This window comes from Rhodococcus sp. YH3-3 (genome assembly GCF_001653035.1).
Classification (GTDB): domain Bacteria; phylum Actinomycetota; class Actinomycetes; order Mycobacteriales; family Mycobacteriaceae; genus Rhodococcus_F; species Rhodococcus_F qingshengii.
On sequence record NZ_BCWH01000001.1, the window covers coordinates 2,516,553 to 2,533,540 of the forward strand.

General features: G+C 62.4%; 16 protein-coding genes. 10 read left to right on the forward strand and 6 right to left on the reverse strand.

From position 1 onward, the window contains the following. Positions 1-47: 47 nt before the first annotated feature. Genes YH3_RS11735 through YH3_RS11750 form a run of 4 tightly spaced genes read left to right on the forward strand, consistent with a single transcriptional unit; the run spans position 48 to position 3,677 of the window. On the forward strand, positions 48-1,043 hold the full coding sequence (locus YH3_RS11735; RefSeq protein WP_042449828.1) for an ABC transporter substrate-binding protein: 996 nt from the start codon (positions 48-50) through the stop codon (positions 1,041-1,043). Beyond that, positions 1,040-2,080, forward strand: coding sequence for an iron ABC transporter permease (locus YH3_RS11740; RefSeq protein ID WP_050654847.1), 1,041 nt, complete (start codon positions 1,040-1,042; stop codon positions 2,078-2,080). Before YH3_RS11735 ends, YH3_RS11740 begins: the two co-directional genes overlap by 4 nt. Further along, positions 2,077-2,910, forward strand: coding sequence for an ABC transporter ATP-binding protein (locus tag YH3_RS11745; RefSeq protein WP_082238961.1), 834 nt, complete (start codon positions 2,077-2,079; stop codon positions 2,908-2,910). Before YH3_RS11740 ends, YH3_RS11745 begins: the two co-directional genes overlap by 4 nt. Continuing rightward, positions 2,907-3,677, forward strand: coding sequence for a (2Fe-2S)-binding protein (locus YH3_RS11750; protein ID WP_030535100.1), 771 nt, complete (start codon positions 2,907-2,909; stop codon positions 3,675-3,677). Before YH3_RS11745 ends, YH3_RS11750 begins: the two co-directional genes overlap by 4 nt. A 37-nt stretch (positions 3,678-3,714) precedes the next feature. Here YH3_RS11750 and phoA read toward each other — a convergent pair whose 3' ends face one another. Next, positions 3,715-5,247 carry an alkaline phosphatase gene (phoA, locus tag YH3_RS11755; protein ID WP_064443382.1) on the reverse strand — a complete coding sequence of 511 codons (1,533 nt, stop codon included), beginning with the start codon at positions 5,245-5,247 and terminating at the stop codon, positions 3,715-3,717. A gap of 268 nt (positions 5,248-5,515) precedes the next feature. Between phoA and YH3_RS11760 the strand changes: the two genes are divergently transcribed. The 4 genes from YH3_RS11760 to YH3_RS11775 all read left to right on the forward strand — a co-directional run bounded on the left by YH3_RS11760 (position 5,516) and on the right by YH3_RS11775 (position 11,234). Continuing rightward, positions 5,516-8,803 carry an error-prone DNA polymerase gene (locus YH3_RS11760; RefSeq protein WP_042449684.1) on the forward strand — a complete coding sequence of 1,096 codons (3,288 nt, stop codon included), beginning with the start codon at positions 5,516-5,518 and terminating at the stop codon, positions 8,801-8,803. Between the two features lie 234 nt (positions 8,804-9,037). Beyond that, a complete protein-coding gene (locus YH3_RS11765; RefSeq protein ID WP_007727425.1) occupies positions 9,038-9,385 on the forward strand; it encodes a hypothetical protein in 348 nt (115 codons plus the stop codon). A gap of 14 nt (positions 9,386-9,399) precedes the next feature. After that, positions 9,400-10,170, forward strand: a complete 771-nt coding sequence (locus YH3_RS11770; RefSeq protein WP_003940866.1) for a glucose 1-dehydrogenase — start codon at positions 9,400-9,402, stop codon at positions 10,168-10,170. A gap of 56 nt (positions 10,171-10,226) precedes the next feature. Next, positions 10,227-11,234, forward strand: a complete 1,008-nt coding sequence (locus tag YH3_RS11775) for an NAD(P)-dependent alcohol dehydrogenase (protein ID WP_042449681.1) — start codon at positions 10,227-10,229, stop codon at positions 11,232-11,234. Here YH3_RS11775 and YH3_RS11780 read toward each other — a convergent pair. Then, entirely contained in the window at positions 11,221-12,111 is an 891-nt protein-coding gene (locus tag YH3_RS11780; protein ID WP_007727417.1) for a dienelactone hydrolase family protein, read from the reverse strand. The two genes, YH3_RS11775 and YH3_RS11780, sit on opposite strands and share 14 nt — an antisense overlap. A 33-nt stretch (positions 12,112-12,144) precedes the next feature. After that, positions 12,145-12,984 (reverse strand): CPBP family intramembrane glutamic endopeptidase, encoded by an 840-nt coding sequence (locus YH3_RS11785; RefSeq protein ID WP_039972807.1) that lies wholly within the window; start codon positions 12,982-12,984, stop codon positions 12,145-12,147. A gap of 85 nt (positions 12,985-13,069) precedes the next feature. Here YH3_RS11785 and YH3_RS11790 point away from each other — a divergent pair, with 85 nt between their 5' ends. Then, positions 13,070-13,378, forward strand: coding sequence for a rhodanese-like domain-containing protein (locus YH3_RS11790; protein ID WP_003940684.1), 309 nt, complete (start codon positions 13,070-13,072; stop codon positions 13,376-13,378). Between the two features lie 47 nt (positions 13,379-13,425). Here the strand turns inward: YH3_RS11790 and YH3_RS11795 are convergent, their stop codons facing one another. After that, positions 13,426-14,067, reverse strand: a complete 642-nt coding sequence (locus YH3_RS11795; RefSeq protein ID WP_003940771.1) for a dihydrofolate reductase family protein — start codon at positions 14,065-14,067, stop codon at positions 13,426-13,428. A gap of 74 nt (positions 14,068-14,141) precedes the next feature. After that, positions 14,142-15,227: a TDT family transporter gene (locus tag YH3_RS11800; RefSeq protein ID WP_042449826.1), complete on the reverse strand. Its 1,086-nt coding sequence runs from the start codon at positions 15,225-15,227 to the stop codon at positions 14,142-14,144. A gap of 91 nt (positions 15,228-15,318) precedes the next feature. Here YH3_RS11800 and YH3_RS11805 point away from each other — a divergent pair, with 91 nt between their 5' ends. Further along, complete coding sequence (locus tag YH3_RS11805; protein WP_030535095.1) at positions 15,319-16,230, forward strand: LysR family transcriptional regulator; 912 nt, start codon at positions 15,319-15,321, stop codon at positions 16,228-16,230. 12 nt (positions 16,231-16,242) lie between these two features. Here YH3_RS11805 and YH3_RS11810 read toward each other — a convergent pair whose 3' ends face one another. Beyond that, entirely contained in the window at positions 16,243-16,923 is a 681-nt protein-coding gene (locus YH3_RS11810) for a TetR/AcrR family transcriptional regulator (protein ID WP_007727412.1), read from the reverse strand. Between the last annotated feature and the right edge of the window lie 65 nt (positions 16,924-16,988).

A 16,988-nucleotide genomic window follows, 5' to 3' on the forward strand; every position in this document is an offset into this window, starting at 1 on the left:
TGTCTGTCGGATTCTCATTCGTGGCTCAGAGCCCTTACGAGGTCCCCGTGTCACTTCAGTTCTCCCCGTCCCGCGCCGCCGCTGTTCTCATCGCGGTCGCCTTGGTTTCGGCAGGTTGTTCCAAAGGTCAGGAATCAGAGTCGGCGTCTGCTGCGGAATCCTTCGCACAGCCGGTGTCCGTGACCAACTGCGATCGCGAGATGACCTTCGATTCGCCGCCGCAGCGCATCGTGTCTTTGAACGGACACGTCACCGAAGCCCTCATCGAGATCGGCGCGGGTGATCGGATTGTCGGGCGGGCGTACAGCGACAACCCGCCAACTGCCGAGACCGCCGATGTATTCAACAAGATTCCCAGCCTCTCCGATACGTTCCCCAGCATGGAGCAGGTCCTCGACGTCGATCCGGACTTCGTGGTCGGAGGAATGACCAGTGCCTTCAACGAGAAGCAAGGCCGTTCCCGAGACGCTTTCGGCGAGCGCGGAATCAACACCTTCCTCTTCTCGGAATACTGTGGCACCGGGTTCCCCGACATCGGATTGCTCGAGAACGACTACACGCAACTCGGTCGAGTCCTGGGCGTCGAAGATTCCGCCCGCGAGGTCGCAGAGGAGATCAGCGATGGTCTCGATTCCGTCCGCGCTTCGGTCGGAGACGCGGCGCCGGTACCGACCTTCTTCTACGACAGCGGTGACCAGGTTCCGACGACCATCGGCGGAGTCGGCGTCGGTCAATTGGTCGCGGAATACTCCGGCGTCTCGAACATCTTCGCCGAAGGGACAAAGCCCTACATCGACGCATCGTGGGAAGCTGTTGCCGAGCGTGCACCCCAGGCAATCGTGGTCATCGACTACGGCGACAAGACCGCCGAGCAGAAGATCGACTTCCTCCGTGCCCAGCCGTTGATGGCGACCACCCCTGCTGTGCAGCAGAACCGGTTCGTCGTGGTTCCTCTCGCTGACCTGTTCGAGAGTTCACGGTTGGTGCGTTCGGCACAGACCATCGCAACAGCCTTCCATTCAGGCGCTGACGCGGCGAAGTGACCCGCACGCGTTACGGGTACGGCGCCCTGCTTGTCGGCTTGGCGGTCGCCTTGGCGATCGTCCTGGGGTTGGCCGTCTCCTTGGGATCGGTTCGCATTCCCGTCGGTGACGTCTGGGCGATAGTCGGAGCCCGTTTGGCGCCAGGGACTTTCGAGACGTGGTGGACCGCGGCGCGGGAGTCGATCGTGATCGACTCCCGCCTGCCACGTGCACTCACTGCCGCGGTGGTGGGTGCTTCGTTGGCGATGTCGGGTGCTGTTGCTCAGGCTGTCACACGGAATCCTCTTGCCGACCCGTATCTGCTCGGAGTCTCGTCGGGCGCGGGATTCATGGTGGTGCTCGTGTCGGTGCTGGGTTTCGGCGCCGGCCTCCTCGGGGTTTTCACGATTCCGGTCGCAGCATTCGTCGGGGCGATGATCCCGTTGTTTCTCGCACTGCTGATCGGCGGCCGGTATCCGCAGCCGACCGCGATCATTTTGGTGGGTGTCGCGCTCGCCCAGATATTCTCGGCGCTCATCACCTTTTGCATCCTGGTATTGGCCGATGATCGGCACGTGACGTCGGTGATGCACTGGATTGCCGGCGGATTCGGTGATGCACGATGGTCGACGCTGATCTTCCCGACGATCACACTGGCCGTCGTCGGCACAGCCCTTCTGTTCAGTTCGCGATGGATGGACGTTTTGCAGACCGGTGACGACGGGGCCGCTGCACTCGGTATGAACGTCCGACGGTTCCGTGTGTTGTCCTTGCTCGCGGTCTCCGTACTGGCGGGCGCAGCAGTCAGCGTTGCCGGTGGAATCGGTTTCATCGGTCTGCTGATCCCGCATCTGGCCGGCTTCATCGTCGGCACCAGAGCAATTCGACTGCTCCCTGCTGCAGCCCTGCTGGGCGCCGTCGCGATGGTTGCCGCGGATACCGCTGCGCGCTCGGTGGCACAATCCACTGAAGTTCCGGTCGGAGTGATCACGGCCCTCGTGGGTGCACCGATCTTCGTCTGGATGCTCTACCGGCAGTATCGGAGGCTCGAACAGTGACACAGGCCAGAACAGTGACACAGGCCAGAACAGTGGCACTCCCGAAAGACTCCGAAACTGCGCCCCTGCTCGAACTCGTCGAGACCCGGGCGCGGCTCGGAAATCGCGAAGTGTTGCGCGGCATCACTTTCGCAGTCAAGTCCGGTGAAATATTGGGCTTGGTCGGGCCGAACGGCAGTGGCAAGACGACGGCGCTGCGCTGCTGCTACAACGCTTTGACGCCGACAGGTGGCGCAGTTCTGATCGATCAAGTCGACTCGACGACGCTCTCGCGTAAGGACATCGCCCGAACTGTCTCGGCAAGTGTTCAAGAACCCACTGTCTCGGCAGGACTGTCGGTTCGTGAATCGATCGCGCTCGGACGAACTCCGCACCGCAGCTGGTTGGACCGAAGCACGGAGCGCGATACCGCCATCGTGGACCGGTGCATCGAGCAGGTCGGTTTGGTCGAGCTTGCCGGACGAGACGTATCGACCCTGTCGGGTGGTGAGCGGCAACGTGTCTCGATAGCTCGCGCATTGGCTCAGGAGCCCAAGGTTCTGTTGTTGGACGAGCCGACCAATCATCTCGATCTTCGTCACCAGTTGATCGTGATGGAACTGCTTACCGAACTTGCGTCGGCGGGGCTCGCAGTTGTGGTCACGATGCACGATCTACGGTTGGCAGTCGAGTACTGCGACAACCTTGCCGTGCTCACCGAAGGTGAACTCCGCGCGTGTGGGTCTACGGTCGAGGTGTTGGACGAGCCGTTGTTGGCCGAGGTTTTCGGCATCAGGGCGCGAGTCGAACGCGGAGTACGTCCGCGGATGGAGATATTGGGGCTGGCATGACGGAATCGGTGGCCGGGATCTACGCCCGTATGGCAGTAGCTGTGCCGTTCTTCGACAACCTGAGCGCGTATCCGGATACGGTGCCCGCGGTGTTGATGACCGACCCCCAGTGGTTGGCAGCACGTGTCGCCGATACGGCAGAGCGATGGGGGAGTGCGGACAGTCGAGTGAACGGCACGTTGTGGTGGTACTCGGCCAGCTCGACGCTGACCGGCATTCCGATCGGAACCGGGATGGTCACCGGGTTCGCGGCCGATCCATCGTTGGACGGTGGGCGGATCTTCTTGCGTGACAACGGCTATCTGGGCGGGTTTGCTGCCGGATCGGTCATTCCGATCTCGCGGAGTGTGGCGGAGTTGGGCCACGCGATGTTCCGCTCACTCAGTCCCGTGATCGAGGTACTCGCCGAGGTGTCCGGCGTTCGGCAGCAGGCGCTGTGGGCGATCGCGACGGACTCCATCGCCAATCGCAGCCTCGACGCCGCCGGTAGCGCGAGGGAACGCGGAAGTGCATTTGCTGCCGGCCTGATCGATGTTCTCCGCGGTGAGAACCCGGGCATTCCGGTTCCGCGTTTCGTCGATGTCGGCCGCAATGAAAGTGTTGTGCGCGTTTCTAATCCGTTGACACCGGTGGCATCCGGGCGACGCAGATTCACGCAGCGCGCGTCGTGCTGCCTGATTTACGAGGTGCCCGGTGAAGGTAAGTGCACCAGTTGCCCGAAGCGCGCACCCGAAGATCGGGTGCGCGCCTTGGCTGCTCTGGTGTGACTGGACCCAGGCTTTTACCGGGTCGGGTGTTGTCAGGTCAGTGAGCTGCGACCTTGGAACGGTCGAGTCCCAGCGCGTCGGTCATCGTGAAGAACAGATCGGTCTGGTCCGTGAGGCCGCTGACATTGGCCGCGTGCGGGCCGAAAGCTGCTACGCGCAACTGAGTGCCGGTATGCCCTTCGGATTCGACGGCCGGATCTTCGGACGTTCCGTAGCTGATCGTCATCTCCGAGCCGTCCTTCGTGGTCAGCTTGCGGGTCAGACCGGGGTAGACGATTTCCTGGGCGCGCTCGACCGGGATGTTCTGGTCCTTGGCGATGGTGGCGATGTCGTCGGCGCTGACGTTGGTGACGATCTGGCTGGTGTGAGCGTGGTCGGCTGTGACGATGACCAGGGTTTCTCCGTCGGTCTTCGCGAATTCGAGTGCCTTCTGCACAGCTTCGTCGAGGTCGACGGTTTCACCGATCTGACCGCATGCGTTGGCTGCGTGATCCTGCTTGTCGATCGAGGCACCTTCGACCTGGAGGAAGAATCCGTTGTCGTTGACCTTCAGTAGGTCGATCGCCTTTTGAGTCATGTCCGCGAGCTTCGGTACGTCGGAGGTTCGCTTGGGGTTGTCGACGCAGGTTTCTGCGGGCTGCAGGTAACCGTCACGGGTGGCGACAGAGCCTTCCCAGCGGACGGGCATGTTGCCGTCGGCGAACAAGCCGAGCACGGGTGCATCCTGATCGGCCTTGCCGACCTCGTTCATCTCGGCGGCATTCTTCACCAGCTGGTAGCCCCGAGCTGCGGCCTGCTCGTTGAGTGTCTTGCCCTGCCAGTCACCGGCTTTCGCAGTCTCGGCGAAGGACTTGGCGCCGCCGGCGAAGGTGACGTCGGCGCGGGTGTCGAGGAGTTGTTCGCTGATCGACCCCTTGCCGCCGTTCTCGAGGGCGTTCTCCGGGCAGGACTTGGACGTTGCCTCCGGTCCGTAGCACTTGCGGCCACTGACGTGCGCGACCTGCACTGCGGGGGTGGCGTCCTGCACCTCGGCGGTGGAGACGTTGCCGGTGGCCTTGCCGTTCGCCTTGGCGATCTCGAGGACGGTCGACTGGGCCTGACCCTTGATGTCGACGGAAATCGCGCCGTTGTAGGTCTTGGTGCCGGTGGACCATGCCGATCCGCTGGCTGCGGAGTCGGTGACGTAGTCGGGCTTGCCGTCCTTGGTCAGTGCGTAGTGCGTGTACTGGCCGGTGATCGGCAGGGCGTCGAGACCGGGGAAGCTGCCGGCAGCGCCCTCGGCGTAGTTGCGCGCGGCGGTGATCTCCGAGTCGCCCATGCCGTCGCCGATCAAGAGAATGACGTTCTTCGCGCCGGAAGCGTTGACGGCGTCGCGCACTGCGGCCGACTGATCACCGTTGATGCGGCGAGCACCACCGTTCGAGGACAGTTCGCCGGTCGCGGCGCGATCGACGGTCGTGCCGTTCGAGCCGGTGGCCTCGTCGGCGCTGCTGCTGCAGCCGGCAGCGGCCAGAACGGCGACGGCGCCGGCGACGGCCGTCAACCTACGTGTGTTGCGCGAGAACGACATACGAGTAGTACTCCTGGAAACAGTGTGGATGGAGATTATGAACGCCGCTAATGATCTGGGGCGAAAGTGAACGGAGTGCAGACATGCGTACATCTGAATGTGACGAGACGGTGAGGGTTGAGATTCGCTCTGTTGACTGTGGGTGAGTGACCTGCCAGACTGAATCTGCATCGAACATCAGTTCGATGCATGTGGTGCGTCTTCCCTTTCGGCATCCTCGAGCAGTCGGTCGTCCCTGACGGCCGACTCGATTAGGTGCGAGGTCAGTGTGGGTTGGGGAAATGGGCCGCCGACGTGGTCCGAGATGGAACGGGTGCTTTCCGGACGACCCGGCCGTGTGGAACATGAGGATTTGTTTCCGGGCGATGGAAGCGACAGCCCCGCCTGGTCAAGAAAGCGCGGCGAGTACCACGCGGGCGAGCTCACCCGTGGTGCCGGTGTAATTCCTTACGCAGAACTGCACGCTCACTCGGCCTTCAGTTTCCTCGACGGTGCATCACCGCCGGAAGAGCTGGTCGAGGAAGCAGTGCGTCTCGGGCTCGAAGCTATCGCCGTCACCGATCACGACGGCTTCTACGGCGTGGTGAGGTTTGCGGAAGCCGCACGTGAATGGGGAATGCGCACCGTGTTCGGGGCCGAGTTGTCTCTGGATTCGGTACCCAGAACCGGCACGGCAGATCCCGGTGGAACGCACCTCCTGGTACTTGCCCGTGGGCAGGAAGGGTATCGCCGGCTCTCGCGGGAGATCGCTGCCGCGCATCTGGCGGGCGGCGAGAAGGGCAAACTGCAGTACGACTACGACGTGCTGACCGAAGCGGCCGGTGGCCACTGGCAGATCCTGACCGGGTGCCGGAAAGGTCATGTGCGGCAAGCCTTGACGTCGGGTGGTCGCGAAGCAGCGGCGGATGCCTTGGGGGATCTGGTCGAGCGTTTCGGGGCGGAGCGAGTGTCGGTGGAACTCACTCATCATGGGTTGGCGGAGGACGACGAGCGCAATGCCGTTCTGGCCGAATTGGCGAGAGAGCATGGACTACGTACGGTGGCGACCACCGCCGCGCACTTCGCCGCTCCTCCGCGTCGACGCCTCGCCATGGCAATGGCGGCTGTGCGGTCGCGTCAAAGCTTGGACGAGGCAGCAGGATGGTTGGCCCCTACCGGCGGAGCGCACCTGCGGTCCGGCGCGGAGATGGCGGCACTGTTCTCGCTCTATCCCGAGGCTGTCAGTAGTGCCGCCGATCTTGGTCGTGAGTGCGCTTTCGATCTCAAGCTCATCGCGCCCAAATTGCCACCGTTCGACGTGCCAGCCGGGCATACCGAGGCGTCGTGGTTGCGTGAGCTCACCATGGTGGGGGCGCTGGAACGCTACGGACCGCCGGAAGGTGCACCGAAGGCATACGAACAGCTCGAACATGAACTTGCCATCATCGAGGGATTGAACTTTCCCGGATATTTCCTGGTGGTGCATGACATCGTGTCGTTCTGCAAGAACAACGACATCCTCTGTCAGGGAAGAGGTTCCGCTGCGAACTCGGCGGTGTGTTACGCGATCGGCATCACCAATGTCGATCCGGTTCGCAACAAACTGCTGTTCGAGAGGTTTCTTGCGCCTGAACGTGACGGCCCGCCGGACATCGACGTGGACATCGAGTCCGACCGCCGGGAAGAGGCGATCCAGCACGTGTACGCGAAGTACGGGCGTACGTATGCCGCGCAGGTCGCCAATGTCATCACCTATCGAGGAAAGTCGTCGGTGCGGGACATGGCTCGGGCGCTGGGCTTTTCGCAGGGACAGCAAGATGCGTGGAGTAAGCAGGTCGGCCGGTGGGGTGGTATCGACAAGAATGCGGATACCGATATTCCGCGTCCGGTACTCGAACTGGCGGCGCAGATCGAAGGCTATCCGCGGCACCTCGGTATCCACTCGGGCGGCATGGTCATCTGCGATCGTCCCATCGCCGACGTCTGCCCGGTGGAGTGGGCGCGGATGGCCAATCGCAGTGTCCTGCAATGGGACAAGGACGATTGCGCTGCCGCTGGGCTGGTCAAGTTCGATCTGCTCGGCCTCGGCATGCTCTCAGCTTTGCACTACATGATGGATCTGGTGGCCGAACACAAAGGCATCACAGTCGATTTGGCGCAACTCGATCTGTCGGAAACAGCGGTGTACGAGATGTTGCAGCGGGCAGATTCGGTGGGTGTGTTCCAAGTGGAATCACGTGCGCAGATGGCGACACTGCCGCGTCTGAAGCCTCGAAACTTCTACGACCTGGTAGTCGAGGTCGCGCTCATCCGTCCGGGGCCGATCCAAGGCGGATCAGTGCATCCGTACATTCGTCGGCGCAACAAACTCGAACCTGTGTCCTACGACCATCCGTCGCTCGAGAAGGCACTCGAACGCACGTTGGGGGTTCCGCTGTTCCAGGAACAGTTGATGCAGATGGCCGTCGACGTTGCGGGCTTCACGCCGTCCGAGGCCGATCAATTGCGTCGGGCAATGGGATCGAAACGCTCCACCGAGAAGATGGAACAACTGCGCGCGAGGTTCTATCAGGGCATGCGAGACCTACACGGCATCGGTGACGAGGTTGCCGACCGGATCTACGAAAAGCTTTATGCATTCGCTAATTTCGGTTTCCCGGAAAGCCATTCACAGAGTTTTGCCGCGCTGGTCTTCTACTCCTCGTGGTTCAAACTTCATCATCCCGCTGCGTTCTGCGCCGGACTTCTGCGCGCGCAGCCCATGGGTTTCTACTCGCCGCAGTCCTTGGTTGCCGATGCGCGCCGGCACGGAGTGCAGGTACACGGTGCAGACATCAATGTCAGCCTCGCGCATGCCACCGTCGAGGCAGGTGGATTCGAGGTTCGGCTGGGGCTGGGGGAAGTGCGCAACATCGGCGATGCACTCGCCGAGAAAATTGTCGAACAGCGCGACCTCGGTGGACCGTTCACGTCGTTTCTCGATCTGACGGGGCGGGTGGAACTGACTACCGCACAAGCTGAATCGCTGGCGACCGCCGGTGCGCTAGCCAGCTTCGGTATCTCGCGTAGAGAAGCGCTGTGGGCAGCGGGCGCTGCGGCGGGGGAGCGCCCCGACCGCTTGCCCGGTATCGGTGCGTCGGTCACAGCTCCCACCTTGCCCGGCATGAGCGACGTCGAATTGGCGGCGGCGGATGTCTGGGCGACAGGAGTATCTCCCGACACGTACCCGACACAATTCCTCCGCCCACAGCTCGACGCGCTCGGCGTGGTGCCGGCGTCGAGACTTCTCGACATCCCGGACGGTGACCGTGTGCTGGTGGGGGGAGCAGTCACACACCGGCAGCGTCCGGCCACAGCTGCGGGCGTCACGTTCATCAACCTCGAGGACGAAACCGGCATGGTCAACGTCGTGTGTTCGGTGGGGTTGTGGGCAAAGTACCGAAAATTGGCAAATACGGCGCCGGCGTTGCTTATTCGAGGGAAGGTGCAGAATGCAGAAGGCGCTGTCACCGTCGTGGCAGACCGGATGCAGCTGATGGATCTGCGAGTCACGGCCAAATCGCGAGACTTCCGTTAACGCCTGATTCTGGCCACCGTGTTAGTGCCGAGAGACAGTTTTGTGCCGAGAGGACAAATGTGGAGCTCAACTCTGACCTCCGAGCATATGGTGCGGGTCACATTTGCTCCCTAGGGTTGTCGCTTGAGCGCGATCGATTCACCACACGCAGCCGCGGTCAGTTGCCTTGCGCGTGAATATCGTCGCCTTCCAAACGCGCTGAACCAAAAGCACTTCGAGTCGAAGAGGAACTTCATGAGCACAGCGATTCTCGTCGCACACGTACACCCCGCCGATCCGTCTTCGGAGGATGCGTTCAACCGCTGGTACGACGACGTGCATATTCCGCAGGTCGTCGAACGAGTGCCCGGAGTTGTCTCCGCCTCCAGATTCTTCCTGGCGGATGTGCAGTTGCTGCCCGAGGATGCATTGCCCGCGCGCCGCTACCTGAGCATCTATCAACTCGACACGGAAGATCTCGCGGGCACCGCGCAGGCGTTGGGAAGTGCTTTGGGCGACGGAACTCTCGACATGTCCGAGGCCATCGCGACCACCGGTGACACCGGACCCGAATTGCTTTTCTACGTCCCGACCGAGAACTGAAGGGGAACGCTGACATGTCCGATCTTCTCGCGAACAAAGTTGCAATTGTCACCGGCGCAGGTGCCGGAATCGGCGCCGCCATTGCCCGGGCTTTCGGGGCGGAGGGCGCGAGGGTCGTGGTCTCCGACATCAACGGTGGCGCAGCACAGGCAGTGGCGGACTCGATCGACGGAGCTATCGCTGTCACCACTGATGTCACCGACGAACAGCAGGTCAAGGATCTCGTCGCCAGAGCGGTCGAAGAGTTCGGCGGACTGAACGTCGTAGTACCCAACGCCGGTATCGCCACCACGACCCCGCTGATCGAGACCTCGTTCGAGGACTGGCGGAAAGTGATGTCGGTCAACCTCGATGGAGTGTTCTTGACAGTGCGTCATTCGCTGCCCGCTCTCGTCGCATCCGGTGGCGGTTCGATCGTGAACATCTCGTCGATCTCGTCGACCACCGGCTCGCCTTTGATCGGCAGCTATGCCGCAGCCAAAGCAGCAGTTCGCAATCTCACCGAAACCCTGTCAGCCGAACTTCGCTTCCACGGAATCCGCGCGAATGCATTGCTGCCCGGATTCATCGATACCGACCTGGTCAAGAGTCACCAGCAGGATTTCGAGAATGCCCTCGGCCTCGAGTCCGGGGGATTCGACGACTTGATGGTCACGAAGCAGACGCGCTATGGCCGGACCGAGGAAGTTGCCGCCGCCGCAGTGTTCTTTGCGAGCGACCAGTCGTCGTGGTGCAACGGCAGCAGCCTGGTTCTCGACGGAGGGTTCACCGCTTCTCTCCTCTGAGCAGCAGAACCCTTTCCGAACGTCACCCGATCACCATTCGTGCGAGGATCCACACCATGACCAACCGCGCCGTGTACGTACTCCCGCCTGGAGGATTGAACAACCTCGAATCGAGGACGATCGAGACCCCGGGCCCGGGTGCGGGTGAGGTGACGATCGCGATCCACGCGAATTCGCTCAACCACCATGACTACCTCGTGGCGACCGGAGAGATAGCGACCGACGGTCCGCGGATCCTGTTGTCCGATGCTGCCGGGGAGGTCGTTGCGGTCGGAGACGGCGTAACGCAGTTCAGCGTCGGAGATCGCGTGATGAGCACCTATTTGCCGCATTGGCGGAGCGGCACACCGGATTTCGACGGATTCGGAAATTCGCCGGGAGACGGTGTCGACGGGTTCGCCCGCGACACCGTCACCGTGCCGGTATCTGCTGTGACAGTGATGCCGCGAAACTACACCTACGAGGAAGCCGCTACCTTGCCCACCGCGGGATTGTCAGCGTGGCGCGCACTATTTGCCGGAGTCCCGATCATCCCAGGGTCGTCGGTGTTGATCCCTGGGACCAGCACGGTAGCGTTGTTTGCCGTCCAGCTGGCCAAAGCTGTTGGAGCCCAGGTGATCGCAACCTCGTCGGCCCCCGACAAGATGGCTCGATTGACCGAACTCGGTGCCGATCACGTGGTCAACTACCGTGAGCGCCCGGACTGGGGTTCGGAAGCGATGCGGCTCAGCGGCGGGATCGACCTCGTCCTCGACGTCGGCGGGCCGTCCACCCTCGGCCAATCTCTGGCGGCAGTCCGACCAGGCGGGCGAATCTGCGCGCTGGGCATCATGAACGGCCCCTCGTCGTCGATCGACCTGACTTCGCTACTGACCAAACAGGTCACCATCGAAGGTGTTCTGGTGGGCAGTCGTGCACATCAGGAGGAGATGGTCGCCGGGCTGGAGAGCCTGGCGCTTCGTCCCGTCATAGATTCTTCCTACAGCCTCGACCGCCTCGCTGACGCTTTCGAGCAGCAGAAATCCGGGCAGGCCTACGGCAAGATCGTCATCACAAACCCTTGATCGCTTGCCGGTCCCAACGGGGATCGGTGAGGATTTCCGCCGAGTCGCCGACAAATGCACGTGCGGCAGTCTGGTCGCCGCTCAGGGTGAATCTCAGCCACGCGGTGAGGTAGCCCCGGAATCCTTCGCCATCTGCGGCCCAATTGTGGCCGACGCCAAGCAGTCTGCCGCGGACCGCCGGTCCGGCGGTTTTGTCGAAGTACTCAGCTTGCGGATCGGCGGTGGAGACCGGGTCGTCGGCGCCGGTCATGAAGAACGTCGGTCCGGTCAACTGGGCCACGTCGATCACGTCGACAGGTCGCGAGGCCCACCACGGGTCAGGCAAATCGAGTACCGCCGTGGCGGTGATCAGATTCGCGGACTGGGTTGCCGCGTTGATCGCGCCACCGGCGCCCTGGGAGTGTCCGACCGAGGCAATGTTGTCGGTGTCGATCCGCTGGTGAAAAATGCTCTCAGCGTTGGTGTTCTGATCGACGACGTACTGGGCAGCCCCCAAGATCTCCGTCCCGTCGCCGGTGACGCTGCTGTCGGCCACCACAACGACAAAACCCCAAGAAGCGAGATGCTGCAGGAGCGCTTCGTACTCTTCGTAAGTCGCATAGCTGCCGTTGCCGAAGGTGACGACGGGATGCCGATTGCCATCAGACGACAAGCCGGCTGGGTAGAACAGTTGGTACCCGGGAACTGAATCGGCAGCCACTTCATGCGCACCCTTGGCTGCATACAGATCGCTGATCGATTCCGACGCGATGGATTCGGTGGTCGCGACTTCGGGAGTTGTCGGAACCCCCGCGGTGGCATGAGTGACGGCACCGGAGAGTGCCAGCAGACACGATGCAGTCACGACGGCGAACGAGTACGTGGTTCGAGAAGGCATGGGCACAAGTATGTCTTGTACGGTCGCGGTCGGTCAGGCCGAGACGGGTGTGTGCCGATCTTCGCCGATTCGATCTCGAATGAGGAAGACGGCGATCACCCCGAAGACGACCAAGAGGACCGTCAGTAGAGAGGTGATGGCGGCGGCGCCGCTCACTTCCGTGGTCACCGAAGTGTCCAGCCCGCCGGTCGAGAGAATTGTGGTGGGGTCGGTGAGGCCGTGTAACACGATTGCGGCCCAGATCGTGCCCGTCACACGCATTGTCAGGTACATGCACATACCGAAACCGAAGGTGTAGACCACGGTGACCAGAACGGTTGACGCCTTCATCCCGGCGATGAGGTTGACGGTGTGCATGAGTGCAAACACCAGTGAAGACACGACGGCGACAAAGCGTTCCCGGTGGCCGGCGTCGCGCAACATCTTCACTGCCAGGCCACGGGTGGCCAATTCCTCGGTCAGGCCGACGCACGCACCGAGCACCAGCAGGGCGATTACCTCGCCGGTGGTCCAGGCGCTCCAATCGGTTCCCGCCAGATGCGCAACAATGGCGGCGACCACGATGATCGGACCGATCCACATCCAACCCCGCCCACGAATGGGTTGTGGGCCGAAGACGCCGCGCAGCCAGCCGACCTTTGTCGTGAAAACCAGCAGGGCGATCCCGCCGATCGCGATGGGCAATGCGACGCCGAGGAGGATGCTGGAGGCGCTTGCCACGACATTGTCCGTGTCGATCTGGTCTGCAAAAACCCTGGAGGTAACCTGCCCGACAGCAAGATAGAACGCCAGGTAGACGACGATCAGCAGGAGCACTTTCCACACGGTGGGGCGACTCCAAAAACCGGACTTTTCGGGAACCGTATTGGTCATTGTCAGATCGTAAAGGGAGCTGCACGAAAACGCCCGGGTACCGTCTATTCGGACAGCAGCGAACACGAAGGCAGGCGCAGAAGAAATGTTGGAAGTCGATTTGAATGCACTGGACACGGCTTTGGCAGCGGGTGAGCCGTTGATCGACGTCCGTGAGGCCGACGAGTTCGCTCAGGTCCGAGTTCCCGGTGCGACGCTCATTCCGCTCAGCGAATTCGTCTCTCGCGTGGGTGAAATTCCGGACGCGGAAACGGTGTACATCATCTGCGCCGTCGGTGGTCGGAGCTTGCAAGCCGCTGAGTATCTGCAGGCTCGCGGCATCAATGCCGTTTCGGTGGCCGGTGGAACGATGGCGTGGTACCAGTCGGGGCGCCAGGTCGAGACCGGCGAATAGTGCGTAACTGTTGGGGCAGCTCCCGTTTACGGAGCTGCCCCAACACGTCACTTCCGCCAGAACAGGTGGTGCGTCACGCCGCTCGGGCTCGGCACAACGTCGAGGTTGAAGCGGTCGAGTAACTCGTCAGGTGTCTCCCACAGTCGTAGACCGGATCCGAATTCGATCGGGGAGACAGCGATGTGCATCGTGTCGACCAGATCGGCGTCGAGGAATTCACGGATAGTGCTGACTCCGCCGCCGAGTCGAACGTCCTTGCCCTGCGCTGCCTCACGTGCCTGCGCGAGGGCCGTCGCGGGGTCGGCGTCGACGAAGTGGAATGTCGTGTCCGATAGCGTGAACGACGGCCGCACGTGGTGGGTCAAGACAAAAACCGGGGTGTGGAACGGTGGCTCGTCGCCCCACCAGCCCTGCCACTCGAGATTCTCCCAAGGGCCGCGGTAGGGTGAGAATTTGTTGCGGCCCATGATTTCGGCGCCGATGTTGTTGGAGAAGTCCCGCGTGAAATAGTCGTCGAGGCCTCGGCTGCCGCCGGGATCGGTGCGATTGGGCCAGCTGGCCGTAGCTCCTGCCCACGCAAACATTTCACCGTGGTCCAGGCCGAACGGGCTCTCGAAGCTCTGGTCCGGACCGCAGGCTATTCCGTCACTCGAAACGCCGAAATTCTGCACTCGCAATAACTGACTCACCGTGTACTCCTGCTCTCGACAATGGTCTACGTGAGTACAGACCGTACGGCGAGCCAAAACTCATCGGTGCGAATTCATGCAGCCGCCGGTAGAACTCCACTGCGGATCGACCGGACGGTCCTGACCGCGACGGTTGCCCAGATGGGGATCAGTACGGTCAGCAGGGCAAGTGCGATTCCCAGGATCAGGGTGGAACCGGTGGCGACTCCGAAGGCATTCGCTCCGACGGCACATGCTCCGATGGGGAAGGTGAAGCTCCACCAGCCGAGCGAGAAGTCCAAGCCGCGGCGCAGTGCGTGGATGGTGACGACGGTGACGGTGACAAACGCGATCACGCCGATGATTCCGACGACGGTTCCGTAGGCGATCCCGAATTCGTGCAGGGTGTCGGCATGCTCGGGGCTGAGTGCATGCCGTGAGGCGGCGGCCAACAGGTTGGATGCCGCGATCGACTGTCCGATCACGCCCAACGGAATCCACAGTGAGGGAATGGCATTGAACGGGATCACGTCGACGCCGGCCGAACGGTTGCGTGCGAACTGCCTGGCGACGGCTACCAGAATGCCGATGGCGGCGGTCAGCGCCAGAGCGAACAGGATGTAGCAGAAAACCAGTACCGCGATGCGTGGAGCGCCTTCGGGCATGTGGGTGCTGACCGCTGCGCCGGTGGTGGCCGAGACCATCGGAGGTACGACGGGCATGAGCCAGAACGGCATTGCCGTCGCCATCCCGGCATCTCGAACGAGTCGAATCATCATCACGACGTAGGTGACCAGGCCGAGTGCCGTGCCGAGTGTCCACAGTGTCAGCGACACGGTGATCGCCACGTCGTGGCCGAGGAAGTCCGGGCCGGTGATGCCGGTTGCGGATCCCACGGTCAGCAGTGCCATTGCGACGGCGCCGTAGAAGGGGAACATCGCGGGGCTGTGCAGGTAGGCGAGGGCCTGACATCGATGTTGTGACCAATGGGTGGCAAATGCTCCGATCAAGGCGCACAGTACGAGAACCGCCAGAACCCAGAAGATCTCGGAGACCAGTTTCAAGCCCTCGATCTCCGGTTCGAGCGAAGCGGCGGCCACCGACACGATTCCCGTTCCCATCGCTGCCGCGAACCAGTTCGGAGTGATGTGGGCGAAGGTGGAACTCGTTGTGGTGGTCATGTATTTCACTGTCGTCTCATCCGGTCCGTACCGGTAGACCGGTTGTTCTTGAATGCCCACAAACTCGCCTTGTGGGTCTAATCTTGGGACTATGTCGTTGTCTCCTCGGGTGCCGGAACTCAGTGCCCTCGACGTCCTCCTTTCCGTAGGGCGTCTGGGCAGCATGGGTGCTGCCGGCCGGGAGCACGGACTCAGTCAGCAGGCGGTCAGCGCCCGGGTGCGTTCGGTCGAACGCCAACTCGGAATCAAGGTGTTCGATCGAGCGGCGACCGGTGTTCGTCCCACCGCCGAGGGCGGTCTGATTCTCGAGTGGGCAAGTCACATCCTCGTCAGTGCCGAGGAAATGGCATCGGGAGTTGCCGCACTTCGCGGTGAACGTGATGCTGCCGTCACGGTTGCCGCCAGCATGACCATCGCCGAGTATCTGGTTCCCGGATGGACGGTCGCGATGCGGCACAAGTTCCCCAACGTCGTGGCGTCGGTGAGCTTGCACAATTCCTCGGACGTCTCTGCTCAAGTTCAGGCCGGCCAGGCCGATATCGGATTTGTCGAAGGGCCGGATGTGCCGTCGGCGCTCGCGTCGTGCGAAGTAGCGCGTGATCACCTCGTCGTGGTTGTGCCGCCGGGACACGACTGGGCGAATGGTGTGCCCGTTCCGGTCGAGGAACTCGCACGCACACCGCTGATTCAGCGAGAATCAGGGTCCGGTACGCGCCTGACGCTCGAGAATGCTGTTCCCGATTGTGTGCCGCCGCTGCTCGAGCTCACCTCGTGTACCGCTGTCAAGGCTGCGGTGGTGGCAGGCAACGCCCCGGCTGTTCTGTCGTCGCTGGCAGTTGCCGCCGACCTGACGGACGGCCGACTGGTCGCGGTCAACGTCGACGGCTTGCGGATGCCGCGTCGACTCCAAGCCGTCTGGGATCCCGATCGCGGATTGCGCGGTGCGGCAAGAGATTTCCTCGATATAGCGCTCGGATCCAACACCGCTGTTCATTCACGCTGACGGCTACGGCCGCTATCGGACGGTGTCGATCCCCGCGAGGATGAGCTCGATGCCTGCCAGAAACTGTTCTCGGTCGTCGTGGTCGCGCAACTGCGCCGTCACCTGATTGAGGAACGGGTACTTCGCAGAGTCGAGTTCTTCCCATCGCGTGGCGACGCCCGCGAGGAAAGCGGACCGATCTGTCTCACGGGGGAGCAGACGGGCGCCCGCGGCGTACTGTCCGGCGAGACCGAGCACGTAGTTCAGGAGCGCGGACGCGCAGTCGAACTGTGCCGATTCGGGAACGCCGAGCGCCTGGAGTTGCTCGCCGAGACTTTCGAAGATCTGCATCACCGCTGATTGCCACGGTTCACGTGAGAGTTGGGTGCCGACCCAGGGGTGGGCGTCGATCGCGTCGAACACGCCGAGGGTGATGGTCCGGATCGCCTCCCGTGGGGCTGCACCTTCGGTTGCACCGGTTGTCACGCGGGCGATGACGTCGTCGGTCGCCGCGGCGAGCAGTTCGCTCTTGTTGGCAACGTGCCAGTAAATCGCCCCGCTACCTGTTGCCAGGCGTGCGGAGAGTGCGCGAAATGTCAGCGCGGCTTCGCCCTCGTCGTCGAGGATCTCGATCGCAGCCTCGACGATTCGCTCCTTCGAGAGCGCATCCGTACGTCGTTCGGTCCGCTGATTCCTGGTCGCCATGCGAACCATCTTGACATATCTGGAACGCCGTTCCAAGATGTCATTGGAACGACGTTCCAATCGAAGCCTGAAAG

Coding starts and splice junctions, on each gene's coding strand:
- YH3_RS11810 (WP_007727412.1), bottom strand. CDS start 16,923: ATGGTTCGCATGGCGACCAGGAATCAGCGGACCGAACGACGTACGGAT.
- YH3_RS11785 (WP_039972807.1), bottom strand. CDS start 12,984: ATGACCAATACGGTTCCCGAAAAGTCCGGTTTTTGGAGTCGCCCCACC.
- phoA (WP_064443382.1), bottom strand. CDS start 5,247: ATGTCGTTCTCGCGCAACACACGTAGGTTGACGGCCGTCGCCGGCGCC.
- YH3_RS11765 (WP_007727425.1), top strand. CDS start 9,038: ATGAGCACAGCGATTCTCGTCGCACACGTACACCCCGCCGATCCGTCT.
- YH3_RS11780 (WP_007727417.1), bottom strand. CDS start 12,111: ATGCCTTCTCGAACCACGTACTCGTTCGCCGTCGTGACTGCATCGTGT.
- YH3_RS11805 (WP_030535095.1), top strand. CDS start 15,319: ATGTCGTTGTCTCCTCGGGTGCCGGAACTCAGTGCCCTCGACGTCCTC.
- YH3_RS11770 (WP_003940866.1), top strand. CDS start 9,400: ATGTCCGATCTTCTCGCGAACAAAGTTGCAATTGTCACCGGCGCAGGT.
- YH3_RS11800 (WP_042449826.1), bottom strand. CDS start 15,227: ATGACCACCACAACGAGTTCCACCTTCGCCCACATCACTCCGAACTGG.
- YH3_RS11790 (WP_003940684.1), top strand. CDS start 13,070: ATGTTGGAAGTCGATTTGAATGCACTGGACACGGCTTTGGCAGCGGGT.
- YH3_RS11775 (WP_042449681.1), top strand. CDS start 10,227: ATGACCAACCGCGCCGTGTACGTACTCCCGCCTGGAGGATTGAACAAC.
- YH3_RS11750 (WP_030535100.1), top strand. CDS start 2,907: ATGACGGAATCGGTGGCCGGGATCTACGCCCGTATGGCAGTAGCTGTG.